The organism is Streptomyces sp. AHA2, from assembly GCF_036857595.1.
Taxonomy (GTDB): Bacteria; Actinomycetota; Actinomycetes; order Streptomycetales; family Streptomycetaceae; genus Streptomyces.
The window spans coordinates 19515-35720 of the sequence record NZ_JAUQWJ010000009.1 but is presented as its reverse complement, the minus strand read 5'-3'; the positions used below and the strand labels follow the sequence as shown (position 1 = coordinate 35720).

Here is a 16206-nt window from a genome sequence, read left to right as displayed (position 1 = left end):
GACGCCATATGCTGCACTGCATGACGAGTGAGCCGGAGCAGCAGCTGGGAGTCGGGACGCAGGACGCGTTCCAGCGTTTGTGGACCCCCCACCGGATGGCCTACATCCAGGGGGAGAACAAGCCGACCGGCCCGGGCGCCGGCGACGGCTGCCCCTTCTGCTCGATCCCGGCCAAGTCCGACGAGGACGGGCTCGTGGTCCGCCGCGGCCGGCAGGTCTACGCGGTGCTCAACCTGTACCCGTACAACGGAGGGCACCTGATGACCGTGCCCTACCGGCACGTCGCCGACTACACCGACCTCACCGCCGCGGAGACCGCCGAGCTGGGCGAACTCACCAAGCAGGCGATGACGGCCCTGCGCACCGCCTCCGGCGCGCACGGCTTCAACATCGGCATGAACCAGGGCTCGGTCGCCGGCGCGGGCATCGCGGCGCACCTGCACCAGCACATCGTGCCGCGGTGGGGCGGGGACACGAACTTCATGCCGGTGGTGGGCCACACGCGGGTCCTGCCGCAGCTCCTGGCCGACACGAGGAAGATGCTGGCCGAGGCGTGGCCGGCGAGCTGATGCCCGCGCGGCCGGTCGAGGCCGGCCCGTCCGGCGCGTGAGGACGAGACCGCCCAGGCCGACGGGGGCCGCGGGCGCAGCCCCCGGGAACACCGGCCCCCACCCGCCCGGGCGACGATCGCCTACGCGTCGTACACGTCCGCCTTCTTCGGCGAAGCCTCCTGCACGGCCCCGCTGAGCGCCGCCGACCGCGCACCGAACTTCTCCACGTTCACCCCGTTCTCGCGCAGCACCTTCAGCGCCGCGGCGTGCACCACCCGCAGCACCGGCGTGGCCGCCCGCAACGCGTCGTCCGCCATGAACCGGTGCCGCCAGGGCTGGTCGGCCCAGGCGTGCCGCAGGCCGAACGGCTCCGGCAGGGTGAGGCTGCCGCCCAGCCAGTTCAGCAGCGGCGGGTACCAGGTCAGCGGGGCGCGTGCGGCCAGCCGTACCACCTCGTCGGCGTCGACCAGGGGGAGTTTGACCGTGCGGGTCTCCCAGAAACGGAAGGACTTCTGGACCGTCTTCTCCCTGGCCGCGGGCTTCTCGTTGAACAGCGGGTTGACCGGCCCCAGCGCATGCCCGGTGACCTCGATGCGCAGGGTGTCGTGCAGCACCGTCACCGTGATCAGCATCGTGATCACCAGGTGGCCGTCCCACAGCGTCCACTGCACGCCCAGGTAGTGCCGGTCGCCGCTGCCGAACTGCTGCTTGTTGCAGATGTCCTGCACGGCGTGCGTGCGGACCGTGTAGGCGTCGACGTCCGTCCCGCTCGGCCGGGACACCTCCGTGGCCTTCTCGCCGATCGGCGTGACGATCCAGTGCGTGATGGACGGCTTGGGGAAGCCGCCGGTGTTGATCGACGTGCGCTCCAGCATGGCCAGACCGCCCTGGATCGCCACGATCACGTCCCAGCTGCGGAAGGGGTGGAACTCCTTGCCCGGCTCGGCCGACACCAGCTCCTCGGCCAGCTGCCAGCTGCCCCAGCGCGTGCCCATGCCGAGTATGCCCTTGGGGCCCGCGTAGAAGACCGAGTTCGAGCGCTGCTCGGCGGCCAGGCGGGCCAGCTCCTTGCGGACCTGCTCGGCCGCGTCGCCCGGGTTGCCGGGGACCGCCTCGGGGATCTTGGCGCCGACCCCGCCGCCCGAGAGCAGGCTGGACCAGCGGTCCCGCAGGTCCCGTGCCGTGCGCTCGCAGACGTGCTTGGCCCAGAACCAGCCGACCACGGGCATCAGGACGCAGGCGCGCGCGTACCAGCCCCAGAACCCGCTGAAGGGCATCTTCAGCAGGAACAGCACGGCCAGCGCGCCGATGCCGACCAGCATGGTCGTGGCGAGGGCGCCCGCACGCTTGTCCTCACGCTTGGCCATGGTGGTGCGCAGCGTGAAGACCAGCAGCCACACGAGGAAGCCGGGCAGGAAGAGCAACCCGCACAGCACCGTGATCACCGAGAGCATGTTGTCCCGGTCGCGGCGGATGCGGTGCGCCGCCAGGCAGTGCTCGACGACGACCTGCGGCTCGATGCCGAAGGACTGGATGACCGGCTTGCGCCCGGCGCCCAGCATCCGGTCGATCACCGCACGGGAGAAGGCCTCACCGAGCCGGGGCCGGAAGATCTTCGCCCACGACCGCGGTGGCGTCACCTTCGACTGGTGCCACTCGTTGTCGGCGGCCAGGATCTTGGTGACCTCGTCGTCCCGGTAGGCCGCCGCGGCCAGCGCGTACGTCGCCGCCGTCTGGCCGCTCGCACCCGCCAGGGGCACCTGGGCCCCGGGACCGAAGTCGAATCCGTCCGTCACTGCCGCCCCCATCGCCGCCGCATCCGCATCTGCGGCCTTCCCGACTTCCGCTCTGCGCACACCTGTTGATCAGGTCATCAGCGTATCCGTCCGGACCGGCGCGCGTCGGCGGACGGCCGTCAAGCCGCCCGCCGAAGCGGAGTGGAGCCCTCACCGGGCCAGTCGGAGGCGCCCGGCGCCGACTAGGATGCCGCGCGCGCCTCTTCGCGCACCCGTTCCGCCACCTGGGCCGGCATCGGTTCGTGCCGCACGTAGCGGCGGCTGAAGCGGGCCGTGCCGTGCGTCATCGACCGGAGGTCGATCGCGTACCGGCCGATCTCGATCTCGGGCACCTCGGCCCGGATCAGGGTGCGCCCACCGGGTGTCTGCTCGGTGCCGAGCACCCGGCCGCGCCGCCCCGACAGGTCGCTCATCACGGCGCCCACGAAGTCGTCGCCGATCAGCACCGACACCTCGGCCAGCGGCTCCAGCAGATGGATCCTCGCGGCGGCGGCCGCCTCCCGCAGCGCCAGCGCCCCGGCCGTCTGGAACGCGGCGTCGGAGGAGTCCACCGAGTGCGCCTTGCCGTCCAGCAGCGTCACGCGCACGTCGATGAGCGGATGACCGGCGGCGACCCCCCTGGCGGCCTGGGCGCGCACGCCCTTCTCCACCGACGGGATGAACTGCCGCGGCACCGCGCCGCCGACGACCTTGTCCACGAACTCGATCCCGGAACCGCCCGGCAGCGGCTCGACCTCGATCTCGCAGATCGCGAACTGCCCGTGCCCGCCGGACTGTTTGACGTGCCGCCCGCGCCCGGCCGACTTGTGCGCGAAGGTCTCGCGCAGGGACACCCGGTGCGGCACGACGTCGACCTGGACGCCGTAGCGGCTGCGCAGCCGCTCCAGGGCGACGTCCGCGTGCGCCTCGCCCAGGCACCACAGGACCACCTGGTGGGTGTCCTGGTTCTGCTCCAGCCGCATCGTCGGGTCCTCGGCGACGAGCCGGGCCAGGCCCTGCGACAGCTTGTCCTCGTCCGGTTTGCTGTGCGCCCGGATGGCCAGCGGCAGCAGCGGGTCGGGCATCTGCCACGGCTCCATCAGCAGCGGGTCGTCCTTGCCGGACAGGGTGTCGCCGGTCTCGGCGCGGCTCAGCTTGGCCACGCACGCCAGATCGCCGGCGATCACGTGGGAGACCGGGCGCTGCTGCTTGCCGAACGGCGTGGACAGGGCGCCGATCCGCTCGTCGACGTCGTGGTCCTCGTGCCCCCGGTCGGCCAGGCCGTGCCCGGAGACGTGGACCGTCTGGTCGGCGCGCAGGGTGCCGGAGAACACGCGGATCAGCGACAACCGGCCCACGTACGGGTCGGAGGACGTCTTGACGACCTCCGCGACCAGCGGGGCGTCCGGGTCGCACGGCTTGAGTTCGCGCGGCTCGCCGTCGACGGTCGTCACCCGCACCGTCTCGTGCTCCAGCGGGGTCGGGAAACCGCCGGTGATCAGCTCCAGCAGTTCCACCGTGCCGAGCCCCTGCCGGGCGCCCTCGGCCGCGGGGGCGGCGGCCAGGACGGGGAAGAACGACCCGCGCGCCACGGCCCGCTCCAGGTCGTCGATCAGCGTCTCGACCCCGACGGGTTCGCCGCCGAGGTAGCGGTCCATCAGGGTCTCGTCCTCGCTCTCGGAGATGATCCCCTCGATGAGCCGGTTGCGGGCCTCCTCGATCAGCGGCAGCTGCTCGGGGCCCGGCTCGGACTCCTTGCGCTCGCCGGTGGAGTAGTCGAACAGCTTCTGCGACAGCAGCCCGATCAGCCCCGTCACGGGGGCGTGCCCGTCGGGGGCCTGCGGGCCGTGCAGCGGCAGGTACAGCGGCAGGACCGCGTCCGGGTCGTCCGCGCCGAAGGCCTCCGCGCAGATGCGCGTCATCTCCTCGAAGTCGGCCCGCGCCGCCTCCAGGTGCGTGACGACGATGGCCCGGGGCATGCCCACCGCCGCGCACTCCTCCCACACCATGCGTGTCGCCCCGTCCACGCCGTCCGAGGCCGACACGACGAAGAGGGCCGCGTCCGCCGCGCGCAGACCGGCCCTGAGCTCACCGACGAAGTCGGCGTATCCGGGAGTGTCGAGGAGATTGACCTTGATGCCGTCCCACGCGACGGGCACCAGGGAGAGCTGCACCGAACGCTGCTGCCGGTGCTCGATCTCGTCGTAGTCGGAGACGGTGCCGCCGTCCTCCACACGGCCCGCCCGGTTCACCGCCCCCGCCGTGAGGGCGAGGGCCTCCACCAAGGTGGTCTTGCCCGATCCGGAGTGGCCGACCAGCACCACGTTCCGTACGGACTTGGGGTGGTCGGCCGCCTGTGCCCTGCCGGCGGCCCCAGGGTGTGTCTGTGCCTTGTCGCCCATGATCCTGCCTCCCGTACACGGTGAGGTCCCTGTGGGCGCGGACACGCGGAATCCTCCCCCCACACTCCGTCCGGGGGTACCCCCAGCGGTGCGGCTCCGGCGACGCCCGCGGTCATTCGACCTTCCCACCGTCGTCACGGCGCGTCCATACGAACGACGTCACCGCGCCGCCCGGCGGTGCCCCCCGGGTTCCTCCGAAAGGGGTCCGGGTGCCCCCACCTCACCCGCACGCGCGCGTGGCTACGATGGGCCAGCCGGTGGCCAGCAGGGGCCAGACGGCGACACCGACCCTCGGGAAGGCCATGCTGAACAAGTACGCGCGTGCATTCTTCACGCGTGTCCTCACACCGTTCGCCGCGTTTCTGATCCGTCGGGGCGTCAGCCCCGACACCGTCACGCTCATCGGCACCGCCGGTGTGGTCGCGGGCGCGCTGGTCTTCTACCCCATGGGCGAGTTCTTCTGGGGCACGGTCGTGATCACGCTGTTCGTGTTCTCCGACCTCGTCGACGGGAACATGGCCCGCCAGCTGGGCCGCTCCAGCCGCTGGGGCGCCTTCCTCGACTCCACGCTCGACCGGGTCGCCGACGGCGCGATCTTCGGCGGTTTCATCCTCTGGTACGCGGGCGGCGGCGACGACCTCGTGCTCTGTGCGGTGTCGATCTTCTGCCTGGCCAGCGGCCAGGTGGTGTCGTACACCAAGGCCCGGGGCGAGTCGATCGGGCTGCCGGTGGCCGTCAACGGGCTGGTGGAGCGTGCCGAGCGGCTGGTGATCTCGCTGGTCGCGGCCGGATTGGCGGGCCTGCACGCCTTCGGTGTCCCCGGCATCCAGTACCTGCTGCCGATCGCCCTGTGGATCGTCGCCGTGGGCAGCCTCGTCACGCTGATCCAGCGGGTCGTCACCGTCCGCCGCGAGTCCGCCGAGGCCGAGCAGGCGTCGGCCGCCGCCCAGGGCGGTGCCGCGCAGGACAGTGCCGCGCAGGACAATGAGAGCGGGCAGCACAACGCCTCCCACGGGAGCGAGGCGGCCACGTGAGCGCACAGGACCGGCTGACGGACGCGCTGTACGGGCTGGGCTGGAGCACGGTCAAGAAGCTCCCCGAACCGGCCGCCGTACGGCTCGGGCGCACCATCGCCGACGCCGCCTGGAAGCAGCGCGGCAAGGGCGTGCAGCGCCTGGAGAGCAACTACGCGCGCGTGGTCCCCGGGGCGGGTCCCGAGCGCCTGGCCGAACTCTCGCGCGCCGGCATGCGCTCCTACCTGCGCTACTGGATGGAGTCCTTCCGCCTCCCCGCCTGGAGCGAGCAGCGCATCAGGGCAGGCGTCGACGTCAAGGACCTGCACTACCTGACCGAGGGCATGGACGCGGGCAGGGGCGTGATCCTCGCCCTGCCGCACCTGGCCAACTGGGACCTCGCCGGCGCCTGGGTCACCACGCGGCTCGGCATCCCCTTCACCACGGTCGCCGAGCGCCTGAAGCCCGAGACGCTCTACGACCGGTTCGTCGCCTACCGCGAGGGCCTCGGCATGGAAGTCCTGCCGCACAGCGGCGGCAGCGCCTTCGGCACCCTGGCCCGGCGGCTGCGCGACGGCGGCCTGGTCTGCCTGGTCGCCGACCGGGACCTGTCCGCCTCCGGTGTGGAGGTGGACTTCTTCGGCGACACCGCCCGGATGCCGGCCGGACCGGCCCTGCTCGCCCAGCAGACGGGCGCCCTGCTGCTGCCCGTCACCCTCTGGTACGAGGACTCGCCCGTGATGCGCGGCCGGGTCCACCCGCCCGTCGAGGTGCCCGAGTCAGGCACGCGCGCCGAGAAGACGTCTGTCATGACACAGGCGCTGGCCGACGCCTTCGCCACCGGCATCGCCGATCACCCGGAGGACTGGCACATGCTGCAGCGGTTGTGGCTCGCGGATCTCGACCCCGCCAAGGGGCGCCCGTGAGGATCGGCATCGTCTGCCCCTACTCCTGGGACGTGCCGGGCGGCGTCCAGTTCCACATCCGCGACCTCGCCGAGTACTTCATCCGCCTCGGCCACCAGGTGTCCGTCCTGGCCCCCGCCGACGACGACACCCCGCTGCCGCCCTACGTCGTCTCGGCCGGACGCGCGGTGCCCGTGCCGTACAACGGCTCGGTGGCCCGGCTGAACTTCGGGTTCCTCAGTGCAGCCCGGGTGCGCCGGTGGCTGCACGACGGTTCGTTCGACGTCATCCACATCCACGAGCCGACCTCGCCGTCCCTGGGCCTGCTGGCCTGCTGGGCCGCCCAGGGCCCGATCGTCGCGACCTTCCACACGTCGAACCCGCGCTCCCGCGCCATGATCGCCGCGTACTCGATCCTCCAGGCCGCGCTGGAGAAGATCAGCGCGCGGATCGCGGTCAGCGAGTACGCCCGCCGCACGCTGGTGGAGCACCTCGGCGGGGACGCGGTGGTCATCCCCAACGGCGTCGACGTCGACTTCTTCGCACAGGCCGAGCCCAAGGCCGAGTGGCAGGACGGCACGATCGGCTTCATAGGGCGCATCGACGAGCCCCGCAAGGGCCTGCCGGTGCTCATGAAGGCCCTGCCGAAGATCCTCGCCGCGCGTCCGCGGACCCGCCTGCTGGTGGCCGGCCGCGGCGACGAGAAGGAGGCCGTGGAGTCCCTGCCCGTCGAACTGCGTTCCCGCGTGGAGTTCCTCGGCATGGTCAGCGACGAGGACAAGGCCCGCTTCCTGCGCAGCGTCGACCTGTACGTCGCGCCCAACACGGGCGGCGAGAGCTTCGGCATCATCCTGGTCGAGGCCATGTCGGCCGGTGCTCCCGTCCTCGCCTCGGACCTGGACGCCTTCGCGCAGGTCCTCGACCGGGGAGCGGCGGGCGAGCTGTTCCCCAACGAGGACGCCGACGCCCTGGCCGACGCGGCCGTCCGGCTCCTGGACGACCCCAGGCGGCGCGCGGAACTCCGCGAGCGGGGCAGCGCCCACGTACGGCGCTTCGACTGGTCGACGGTGGGCGCGGACATCATGTCGGTCTACGAGACGGTCACGGCGGGCGCGGCGGCGGTGGCCGAGGACGAACGGACGACCGGGCTGTGGGGGCGGCTGGGCCTGGCCCGGGACTGACGCCCCCCGCCTGCGCCGACCCGTGCGCGAGCCCGGACGCGGCGGCGCGGGGCGCCGCCCCCGGGACATACCGAGCCCGTGCAGCCCTGGAAGCGGGTTCAGGGCACGCGGCACGCGGCCCCTGCGGGCGGTCGCGGACGGGGCGGCGGTGGGCGCGGTCCCCCGCCCACCCGGCCCGGCCGCCGGCCGGGCGCGCGACCGCGCGGCGCGCACCCCAGCCCGTCCGGCGTTCGAGGACGAGGCCGTTCAGGCCCGCAGCGGGGGTCCGGGGCGGCCTCTCGCAGGAGGGCCGGGCCGGATCGCCCCCCCGGCAAGACACCCGGCCGGCCGAGCGGAGCGCCCCGGTAGCCTCTTGGCCCGTGACCGCAACCCTCATCTGGACCCTCGTCGCCCTCGTGGTGATCGGCCTCTACCTCAGCTGGACGGCCGGGCGGCTGGACCGGCTGCACGCGCGGATCGACGCCGCCCGCGCCGCACTCGACGCACAGCTGCTGCGCCGCGCCTCCGTCGCCCAGGAACTGGCCACCTCCGGGGTGCTCGACCCGGCCGCCTCGATCGTCCTGTACGAGGCCGCGCACGCCGCCCGGCAGGCCGAGGAGGACCAGCGGGAGGTCGCCGAGAGCGAGCTGACCCAGGCACTGCGCGCCGTGTTCGAGGAGCCCGCACAGGTGGAGGCCGTCCGCGAGGCACCCGGGGGAGAGGAGGCGGCCCGCGAGCTCACCGAGGCGGTGCGCAGGGTGCCGATGGCCCGCCGCTTCCACAACGACGCCGTACGCGCCGCCCGGGCCCTGCGCCGGCACCGCAAGGTGCGCTGGTTCCGGCTGGCCGGACACGCCCCGTTCCCCATGGCCTTCGAGATGGACGACGAGCCCCCGGCGGCCCTGGTCGGCCGGGCCGCCTAGTCCCGGCCCCGGAAGGCGCCGCCCGCCTCGTTCACCGCCCGTTCCCCGCCGCTCCGCCGAAAAGGATCCACGGCGTTCCCATTGGCCCTTGCTGTGGCCTGCTTCCCTCACGTTTCCTCGGTGCTGCAGAAACCCCCTTTCCCCTCAGCGAGGTCACCCGTGTCCATCTCCGAAAACCAGGCTCCCGAGACCGGCACCGCCCGTGTGAAGCGCGGCATGGCCGAGCAGCTCAAGGGCGGCGTCATCATGGACGTCGTCACCCCGGAGCAGGCGAAGATCGCCGAGGACGCGGGCGCGGTCGCCGTCATGGCCCTGGAGCGGGTCCCGGCCGACATCCGCAAGGACGGCGGCGTGGCCCGCATGTCCGACCCGGACATGATCGAGGGCATCATCGAGGCCGTCTCCATCCCGGTCATGGCCAAGTCCCGCATCGGCCACTTCGTCGAGGCCCAGGTGCTGCAGTCCCTCGGCGTCGACTACATCGACGAGTCCGAGGTCCTCACCCCGGCCGACGAGGTCAACCACTCCGACAAGTGGGCCTTCACCACCCCGTTCGTCTGCGGTGCCACCAACCTGGGCGAGGCCCTGCGCCGCATCGCGGAGGGCGCCGCGATGATCCGCTCCAAGGGCGAGGCCGGCACCGGCAACGTCGTCGAGGCCGTACGCCACCTGCGCCAGATCAAGAACGAGATCGCCAAGCTGCGCGGCTTCGACAACCACGAGCTGTACGCCGCGGCCAAGGAGCTGCGCGCCCCGTACGAGCTGGTCAAGGAGGTCGCCGAGCTGGGCAAGCTCCCCGTGGTCCTCTTCTCGGCCGGCGGCGTCGCCACCCCGGCCGACGCGGCCCTGATGCGCCAGCTCGGCGCCGAGGGCGTCTTCGTCGGCTCGGGCATCTTCAAGTCCGGCGACCCGGCCAAGCGCGCCGCCGCCATCGTCAAGGCGACCACCTTCTACGACGACCCGAAGATCATCGCGGACGCGTCCCGCAACCTCGGCGAGGCCATGGTCGGCATCAACTGCGACACCCTCCCCGAGACCGAGCGCTACGCCAACCGCGGCTGGTAGTCCCATGAGCACTCCTGTCATAGGCGTCCTGGCCCTCCAGGGCGACGTACGGGAGCACCTCGTCGCCCTGGCCGCGGCCGACGCCGTGGCCAGGCCGGTGCGGCGCTCCGAGGAACTCGCCGAGGTGGACGGCCTGGTCATCCCCGGCGGTGAGTCCACGACCATCTCGAAGCTCGCGGGGCTGTTCGGCGTGATGGAGCCCCTCCGCGCGCGCGTGCGCGCCGGCATGCCCGTGTACGGCACCTGCGCCGGCATGATCATGCTCGCGGACAAGATCCTCGACCCGCGCTCCGGCCAGGAGACCGTCGGCGGCATCGACATGATCGTGCGCCGCAACGCCTTCGGCCGGCAGAACGAGTCCTTCGAGGCGGCCGTCGACATCGCCGGTGTCGAGGGGGAGCCGGTGGAGGGCGTCTTCATCCGCGCCCCCTGGGTCGAGTCCGTCGGCGCCCGGGCCGAGGTGCTCGCCGAGCACGACGGCCACATCGTCGCCGTGCGCCAGGGCAACGCGCTGGCCACCTCGTTCCACCCGGAACTGACCGGCGACCACCGGGTGCACGCCCTGTTCGTCGACATGGTGCGCGCGAACCGGACAGCCGAGTCCTTGTAGGATTCCTGCGTTCGTTGCTGAGATGGGTTACGCGAAGGAGACAGGCAGATGTCCGGCCACTCTAAATGGGCCACGACGAAGCACAAGAAGGCCGTCATCGATGCCAAGCGCGGCAAGCTCTTCGCGAAGCTGATCAAGAACATCGAGGTCGCGGCTCGTATGGGCGGCGCCGACCCCGAGGGCAACCCGACGCTCTACGACGCCATCCAGAAGGCCAAGAAGTCGTCGGTCCCCAACAAGAACATCGACTCCGCGGTCAAGCGCGGCGCGGGCCTGGAGGCCGGCGGCGCCGACTACGAGACGATCATGTACGAGGGCTACGGCCCGAACGGCGTCGCGGTGCTCATCGAGTGCCTGACCGACAACCGCAACCGCGCCGCCTCCGAGGTCCGCGTCGCCATGACCCGCAACGGCGGCTCCATGGCCGACCCGGGCTCGGTGTCCTACCTGTTCAACCGCAAGGGCGTCGTGATCGTCCCCAAGGGCGAGCTGACCGAGGACGACGTCCTCGGCGCCGTCCTGGACGCCGGCGCCGAGGAGGTCAACGACCTCGGCGAGACCTTCGAGGTCATCAGCGAGGCCACCGACCTGGTCGCGGTCCGCACCGCCCTCCAGGACGCGGGCATCGACTACGACTCCGCCGACGCCAACTTCGTCCCGACCATGCAGGTCGAGCTGGACGAGGAGGGCGCCAAGAAGATCTTCAAGCTGATCGACGCGCTGGAGGACAGCGACGACGTGCAGAACGTCTTCGCCAACTTCGACGTCAGCGACGAGGTCATGGAGAAGGTCGACGCCTGACACGCGCACGAGAGCGACGGGCCGACGGGACACACCCCGTCGGCCCGTCGCGTTGTCGGTGGCACCCGATAGCCTGCACAAACTGGTGAGCGAAAGGGAGGGCGCGTGCGCGTACTGGGGGTGGACCCGGGACTGACCCGGTGCGGGGTCGGCGTGGTCGAGGGCGTGGCCGGACGGCCGCTCACCATGGTCGGCGTCGGGGTCGTGCGCACGCCCGCCGATGCCGAGCTCGGTCACCGCCTGGTCGCCGTCGAGCAGGGCATCGAGCGGTGGCTGGACGAGCACCGGCCCGAGTTCGTCGCCGTGGAGCGCGTCTTCAGCCAGCACAACGTACGCACGGTGATGGGCACCGCCCAGGCCAGCGCCGTCGCCATGCTGTGCGCCGCCCGCCGCGGCATCCCCGTCGCACTGCACACCCCCAGCGAGGTCAAGGCCGCCGTCACCGGCAGCGGCCGCGCCGACAAGGCCCAGGTGGGCGCCATGGTCACCCGCCTGCTGAGACTCGACGCACCTCCCAGGCCCGCCGACGCGGCCGACGCCCTCGCGCTGGCCATCTGCCACATCTGGCGCGCCCCCGCGCAGAACCGACTCCAGCAGGCCGTCGCCCTGCACTCCGCCCGAGCACCGAAAGGCCGTACGGCATGATCGCCTTCGTCAGCGGCACAGTGGCCGCACTCGCCCCGGACGCCGCGGTCGTCGAGGTCGGCGGCGTCGGCATGGCCGTGCAGTGCACGCCGAACACCCTGTCCACGCTGCGCCTGGGCCAGCCCGCCAAGCTCCACACCTCCCTGGTCGTGCGCGAGGACTCCCTCACCCTGTACGGCTTCGCGGACGACGACGAGCGGCAGGTCTTCGAGCTGCTCCAGACCGCGAGCGGCGTCGGGCCGCGGCTCGCCCAGGCCATGCTCGCCGTGCACACCCCCGACGCCCTGCGCCGGGCCGTGTCCACCGCCGACGAGAAGGCCCTCACTGCCGTCCCGGGCATCGGCAAGAAGGGTGCTCAGAAGCTGCTGCTGGAACTGAAGGACCGGCTCGGCGCGCCCGTCGGCGCCCCCGCGGTCGGCGCACCGGTCACCTCCGGCTGGCGCGACCAGCTGCACGCCGCCCTGATCGGGCTCGGGTACGCGACCCGGGAGGCCGACGAGGCCGTGTCCGCCGTGGCCCCGCAGGCCGAGGCCGCCGAACGCACTCCCCAGGTGGGCCAGCTGCTCAAGGCCGCCCTGCAGACGCTGAACCGCGCCCGGTGACCTCGGCCCGCACGGCCGCCGCCGCGCAGCGCTGGACCCGTGCCGCTCCGCACCGCCGCACCTGCGTCGCTCCGCACCGCCGCAACCTCCGTACCGAGATTCCGAGGCACACTCCATGAACTGGGACGACACGACCGACGCCGACGCCGCCGAGCGGCTCGTGGGTGCGTCCGCCGACCGTGAGGACCAGGCCGTCGAGGCCGCCCTGCGCCCCAAGGACCTGGACGAGTTCATCGGCCAGGAGAGGGTCCGCGAGCAGCTCGACCTCGTCCTGCGCGCGGCCCGTGCCCGCGGCGCCACCGCCGACCACGTCCTGCTCTCCGGCGCCCCCGGCCTCGGCAAGACCACCCTGTCCATGATCATCGCGGCGGAGATGGGCGCCCCCATCCGCATCACCTCCGGCCCCGCCATCCAGCACGCCGGCGACCTCGCCGCGATCCTGTCCTCCCTGCAGGAGGGCGAGGTCCTCTTCCTCGACGAGATCCACCGCATGTCGCGGCCCGCCGAGGAGATGCTGTACATGGCCATGGAGGACTTCCGCGTCGACGTCATCGTCGGCAAGGGCCCCGGTGCCACGGCCATCCCCCTCGAACTGCCCCCCTTCACCCTGGTCGGCGCCACCACCCGCGCCGGTCTGCTGCCGCCCCCGCTGCGCGACCGCTTCGGCTTCACCGCGCACATGGAGTTCTACGAACCGGCCGAACTGGAGCGGGTCGTCCACCGCTCGGCCGACCTCCTGGAGGTCGAGATCGAGCCGGACGGCGCCGCCGAGATCGCCGGCCGCTCCCGCGGCACGCCCCGCATCGCCAACCGCCTGCTGCGCCGCGTCCGGGACTACGCGCAGGTCAAGGCCGACGGCCTGATCACCCGCGACATCGCGGCCGCCGCGCTCGCGGTCTACGAGGTGGACGCGCGCGGCCTGGACCGGCTGGACCGGGCCGTGCTGGAGGCCCTGCTCAAGCTGTTCGGCGGCGGCCCCGTCGGCCTGTCCACGCTCGCTGTCGCGGTGGGGGAGGAACGTGAGACCGTGGAAGAGGTCGCCGAACCCTTCCTCGTGCGGGAGGGACTGCTGGCCCGCACCCCCCGCGGCCGGGTCGCCACCCCTGCCGCATGGGCGCACCTCGGCCTCACCCCGCCGCGCTCCCAGACCGCCGGAAACGGACAACAGGACCTGTTCGGGGCGTGACGGCGCCGCCGCCGCGGCGGCACGGCCGGGACAGTGGCCGGAGCAGGAACCCCGGTGCCATGCTGAGCGTTGTTCCATGCGCGCGGACTCGCTTAGACTCCGCCGATGCCGCCTTTGTCGGCGGCGTACACACCCCCAACCATCTGGCCGCTCACAGCGCGGTCGTGTGAAGGAAGTACCGACCCGTGAGTCTCCTGACCCTCCTCCCGTTCATCGTGCTCATCGGGGCCATGTTCCTGATGACCCGATCGGCCAAGAAGAAGCAGCAGCAGGCCGTGGAGATGCGGAACCAAATGCAGCCCGGCAGCGGCGTCCGCACCATCGGGGGCATGTACGCCACGGTCAAGGAGGTCAACGAGGACACCGTCCTCGTCGACGCCGGTCCCGGCGTCGAGCTCCTCTTCGCCAAGAACGCCATCGGTGCCGTCCTGACCGACGACGAGTACAACCGCATCGTCCACGGCATCGAGCACGACCTGAAGTCCGACACCGACATCGTGCCGGACGACGCCTCCTCCCTCACCGGTACCGACGACTCCGCCGCCGACGCCCCCGCTGACGACAAGGCCGTCGACCTCGGCAAGAAGGACGCGGCCGACGACACGGCCGGCGAGACCCCGGCCGGCGAGGCGAAGGCGGACGCAGAGCCGAAGAAGACCGACGGCGACTCCGACGCGAAGTAGTCGTGTCCCGGGGTGCGCGGGCCCGGCCCGCGCACCCCGGCACACGACCGGCTCGCACGGAATCCCGACACATTGTCATGGCCGCCCGCCCGCCGATGTGGACCGGGGCGGCCCGAGAGGGAGTACGAGAAGGTGGCCACACCTAAAAAGGGCCGGAGCGCGAGCGCCCAGAGCAAGCCGGGGCGCTCGCTGGCCCTGATCCTGATCGCCATCGCGGCGCTCACCGGTGGAATGTTCGCCTCGGGACACACGAAACCGCGTCTCGGCATCGACCTGGCCGGCGGCACGAGCATCACGCTCCGCGCCGTCGCCGAGCCCGGCCAGGAAAACGCCATCAACAAGACCAACATGGACACCGCGGTCGAGATCATGGAGCGCCGTGTCAATGGTCTGGGCGTCTCGGAGTCCGAGGTGCAGACCCAGGGCAACAGGAACATCATCGTCAACATCCCCAAGGGCACCAACTCCAAGGAAGCCCGGGATCAGGTCGGCACCACCGCAAAGCTCTACTTCCGCCCGGTCCTGCAGCGCGAGGCCGCCCCCGGTGAGGCCGAGCCCACCCCGAGCGCGACCTCCGGCGGCAGCGCCTCCCCGAGCCCGTCCGGGTCCGGCAAGCCCAAGGAGTCCGCGACCTCCGGCTCCCCGAGCCCGTCGGCCTCCGCCACCTCCCAGGGCCGTGCCGTCACCGACGCGCTGAAGGCCGACGCCACACCGTCCGCGAGCGGCAGCCCCAAGGCCTCCGGCAGTCCGTCGCCGTCCGGCACCGCCGGCGCCGCGTCCGGCGAGCTGGAGAAGCAGTACGCCGCCCTCGACTGCTCCGACCCGAAGCAGCGCGCGACCGCGGGCAAGGCCGCCAAGAACGACCAGCCCACCGTCGCCTGCGGGCAGGACGGCACCGTCTGGAGCAAGTTCCTGCTGGGCCCGGTCGACGTCGACGGCACCGAGATCAAGAAGGCCCAGGCGAGCCTCAACACCCAGGGCGCCGGCGGCTGGCAGGTCGACATGACCTTCAACTCCGCGGGCACCAAGAAGTTCGCCGAGACCACCGCCAAGCTGGCCCAGCAGACCACTCCGCAGAACGAGTTCGCGATCGTCCTGGACGACGAGGTCGTCTCCCACCCGTTCGTCCAGACCGCCATCAGCGGCGGCAACGCGCAGATCTCCGGCAGCTTCACCCAGGAGGAGGCCAAGAGCCTCGCCAACATGCTGTCGTACGGCGCCCTGCCGCTGTCCTTCGAGGAGGACAGCGTCACCACCGTGACCGCGGCGCTCGGCGGCGAGCAGCTGGAGGCCGGTCTCATCGCCGGCGCGATCGGCCTCGCGCTGGTCGTGGTCTACCTGCTGGTCTACTACCGCGGCCTGTCGTTCATCGCGATCCTGTCGCTGCTGGTCTCCGCCGCGCTGACCTACACGATCATGTCGCTGCTCGGCCCGACCATCGGCTTCGCGCTGAACCTGCCGGCCGTCTGCGGTGCCATCGTCGCCATCGGCATCACGGCGGACTCGTTCATCGTCTACTTCGAACGCGTCCGCGACGAGATCCGTGAGGGCCGCTCGCTGCGCCCCGCCGTCGAGCGGGCCTGGCCGCGCGCCCGGCGCACCATCCTGGTCTCCGACTTCGTGTCGTTCCTGGCCGCCGCGGTGCTGTTCATCGTCACCGTCGGAAAGGTCCAGGGCTTCGCGTTCACGCTCGGTCTGACCACCCTGCTCGACGTGGTCGTGGTGTTCCTCTTCACCAAGCCACTGCTGACCCTCATGGCCCGCCGCCCGTTCTTCGCGAACGGCCACAAGTGGTCCGGCCTCGACCCGAAGAGCCTGGGTGCGCAACCGCCGCTGCGCCGCACCCGCCGCCCCGCCGTCCCCGTCGACACCAAGGAGGCCTGAG

At 72.1% G+C, this 16206-nt stretch carries 15 protein-coding genes; 13 read left to right on the top strand and 2 right to left on the bottom strand.

What is annotated here, in order from left to right:
- Nucleotides 1-8: 8 nt before the first annotated feature.
- On the top strand, nucleotides 9-569 hold the full coding sequence (locus tag Q5694_RS19570; protein WP_333934465.1) for an HIT family protein: 561 nt from the start codon (nucleotides 9-11) through the stop codon (nucleotides 567-569).
- Between the two features lie 122 nt (nucleotides 570-691).
- Here the strand turns inward: Q5694_RS19570 and Q5694_RS19565 are convergent, their stop codons facing one another.
- The gene (locus tag Q5694_RS19565) at nucleotides 692-2359 is read right to left on the bottom strand and encodes a hypothetical protein (RefSeq protein ID WP_333934464.1); all 1668 of its coding nucleotides are present in this window, start codon (nucleotides 2357-2359) and stop codon (nucleotides 692-694) included.
- Nucleotides 2360-2529: 170 nt separating this feature from the next.
- Nucleotides 2530-4728 (bottom strand): elongation factor G-like protein EF-G2, encoded by a 2199-nt coding sequence (locus Q5694_RS19560; RefSeq protein WP_333934463.1) that lies wholly within the window; start codon nucleotides 4726-4728, stop codon nucleotides 2530-2532.
- A gap of 245 nt (nucleotides 4729-4973) precedes the next feature.
- On the opposite strand from Q5694_RS19560, the gene pgsA reads away from it, so the two are divergent.
- From pgsA to secD, 12 genes are all read left to right on the top strand, one after another.
- Nucleotides 4974-5762, top strand: coding sequence for a phosphatidylinositol phosphate synthase (gene pgsA, locus Q5694_RS19555; protein WP_333934709.1), 789 nt, complete (start codon nucleotides 4974-4976; stop codon nucleotides 5760-5762).
- Nucleotides 5759-6667 (top strand): phosphatidylinositol mannoside acyltransferase, encoded by a 909-nt coding sequence (locus Q5694_RS19550; RefSeq protein ID WP_333934461.1) that lies wholly within the window; start codon nucleotides 5759-5761, stop codon nucleotides 6665-6667. The genes pgsA and Q5694_RS19550 overlap by 4 nt, the downstream gene beginning before the upstream one ends.
- On the top strand, nucleotides 6664-7827 hold the full coding sequence (locus Q5694_RS19545; RefSeq protein WP_333934460.1) for a glycosyltransferase family 4 protein: 1164 nt from the start codon (nucleotides 6664-6666) through the stop codon (nucleotides 7825-7827). Before Q5694_RS19550 ends, Q5694_RS19545 begins: the two co-directional genes overlap by 4 nt.
- A 359-nt stretch (nucleotides 7828-8186) precedes the next feature.
- Nucleotides 8187-8729 (top strand): hypothetical protein, encoded by a 543-nt coding sequence (locus Q5694_RS19540; protein ID WP_333934458.1) that lies wholly within the window; start codon nucleotides 8187-8189, stop codon nucleotides 8727-8729.
- A 159-nt stretch (nucleotides 8730-8888) separates the two neighbouring features.
- The gene (pdxS, locus tag Q5694_RS19535) at nucleotides 8889-9794 is read left to right on the top strand and encodes a pyridoxal 5'-phosphate synthase lyase subunit PdxS (protein ID WP_114250952.1); all 906 of its coding nucleotides are present in this window, start codon (nucleotides 8889-8891) and stop codon (nucleotides 9792-9794) included.
- A gap of 4 nt (nucleotides 9795-9798) precedes the next feature.
- Nucleotides 9799-10404: a pyridoxal 5'-phosphate synthase glutaminase subunit PdxT gene (gene pdxT / locus Q5694_RS19530; RefSeq protein ID WP_333934456.1), complete on the top strand. Its 606-nt coding sequence runs from the start codon at nucleotides 9799-9801 to the stop codon at nucleotides 10402-10404.
- A gap of 48 nt (nucleotides 10405-10452) precedes the next feature.
- Nucleotides 10453-11205, top strand: a complete 753-nt coding sequence (locus tag Q5694_RS19525; protein ID WP_031116589.1) for a YebC/PmpR family DNA-binding transcriptional regulator — start codon at nucleotides 10453-10455, stop codon at nucleotides 11203-11205.
- A 105-nt stretch (nucleotides 11206-11310) separates the two neighbouring features.
- Nucleotides 11311-11850 (top strand): crossover junction endodeoxyribonuclease RuvC, encoded by a 540-nt coding sequence (gene ruvC / locus Q5694_RS19520; protein WP_333934455.1) that lies wholly within the window; start codon nucleotides 11311-11313, stop codon nucleotides 11848-11850.
- The gene (ruvA, locus tag Q5694_RS19515; RefSeq protein ID WP_333934454.1) at nucleotides 11847-12452 is read left to right on the top strand and encodes a Holliday junction branch migration protein RuvA; all 606 of its coding nucleotides are present in this window, start codon (nucleotides 11847-11849) and stop codon (nucleotides 12450-12452) included. Before ruvC ends, ruvA begins: the two co-directional genes overlap by 4 nt.
- 115 nt (nucleotides 12453-12567) lie before the next feature.
- Nucleotides 12568-13638, top strand: a complete 1071-nt coding sequence (ruvB, locus tag Q5694_RS19510; RefSeq protein WP_333934453.1) for a Holliday junction branch migration DNA helicase RuvB — start codon at nucleotides 12568-12570, stop codon at nucleotides 13636-13638.
- 185 nt (nucleotides 13639-13823) lie between these two features.
- The gene (gene yajC / locus Q5694_RS19505; RefSeq protein WP_333934452.1) at nucleotides 13824-14321 is read left to right on the top strand and encodes a preprotein translocase subunit YajC; all 498 of its coding nucleotides are present in this window, start codon (nucleotides 13824-13826) and stop codon (nucleotides 14319-14321) included.
- Nucleotides 14322-14453: 132 nt separating this feature from the next.
- Nucleotides 14454-16205, top strand: a complete 1752-nt coding sequence (secD, locus tag Q5694_RS19500) for a protein translocase subunit SecD (RefSeq protein WP_333934451.1) — start codon at nucleotides 14454-14456, stop codon at nucleotides 16203-16205.
- The last annotated feature ends 1 nt before the right edge of the window (nucleotide 16206 follow it).

What these genes read in the sequence shown, in the direction of transcription:
- Q5694_RS19570 (WP_333934465.1), top strand. Translation starts at nt 9, where the DNA reads ATGCTGCACTGCATGACGAGTGAGCCGGAGCAGCAGCTGGGAGTCGGG.
- Q5694_RS19565 (WP_333934464.1), bottom strand. Translation starts at nt 2,359, where the DNA reads ATGGGGGCGGCAGTGACGGACGGATTCGACTTCGGTCCCGGGGCCCAG.
- Q5694_RS19560 (WP_333934463.1), bottom strand. Translation starts at nt 4,728, where the DNA reads ATGGGCGACAAGGCACAGACACACCCTGGGGCCGCCGGCAGGGCACAG.
- pgsA (WP_333934709.1), top strand. Translation starts at nt 4,974, where the DNA reads ATGGGCCAGCCGGTGGCCAGCAGGGGCCAGACGGCGACACCGACCCTC.
- pdxT (WP_333934456.1), top strand. Translation starts at nt 9,799, where the DNA reads ATGAGCACTCCTGTCATAGGCGTCCTGGCCCTCCAGGGCGACGTACGG.
- Q5694_RS19525 (WP_031116589.1), top strand. Translation starts at nt 10,453, where the DNA reads ATGTCCGGCCACTCTAAATGGGCCACGACGAAGCACAAGAAGGCCGTC.
- ruvA (WP_333934454.1), top strand. Translation starts at nt 11,847, where the DNA reads ATGATCGCCTTCGTCAGCGGCACAGTGGCCGCACTCGCCCCGGACGCC.
- ruvB (WP_333934453.1), top strand. Translation starts at nt 12,568, where the DNA reads ATGAACTGGGACGACACGACCGACGCCGACGCCGCCGAGCGGCTCGTG.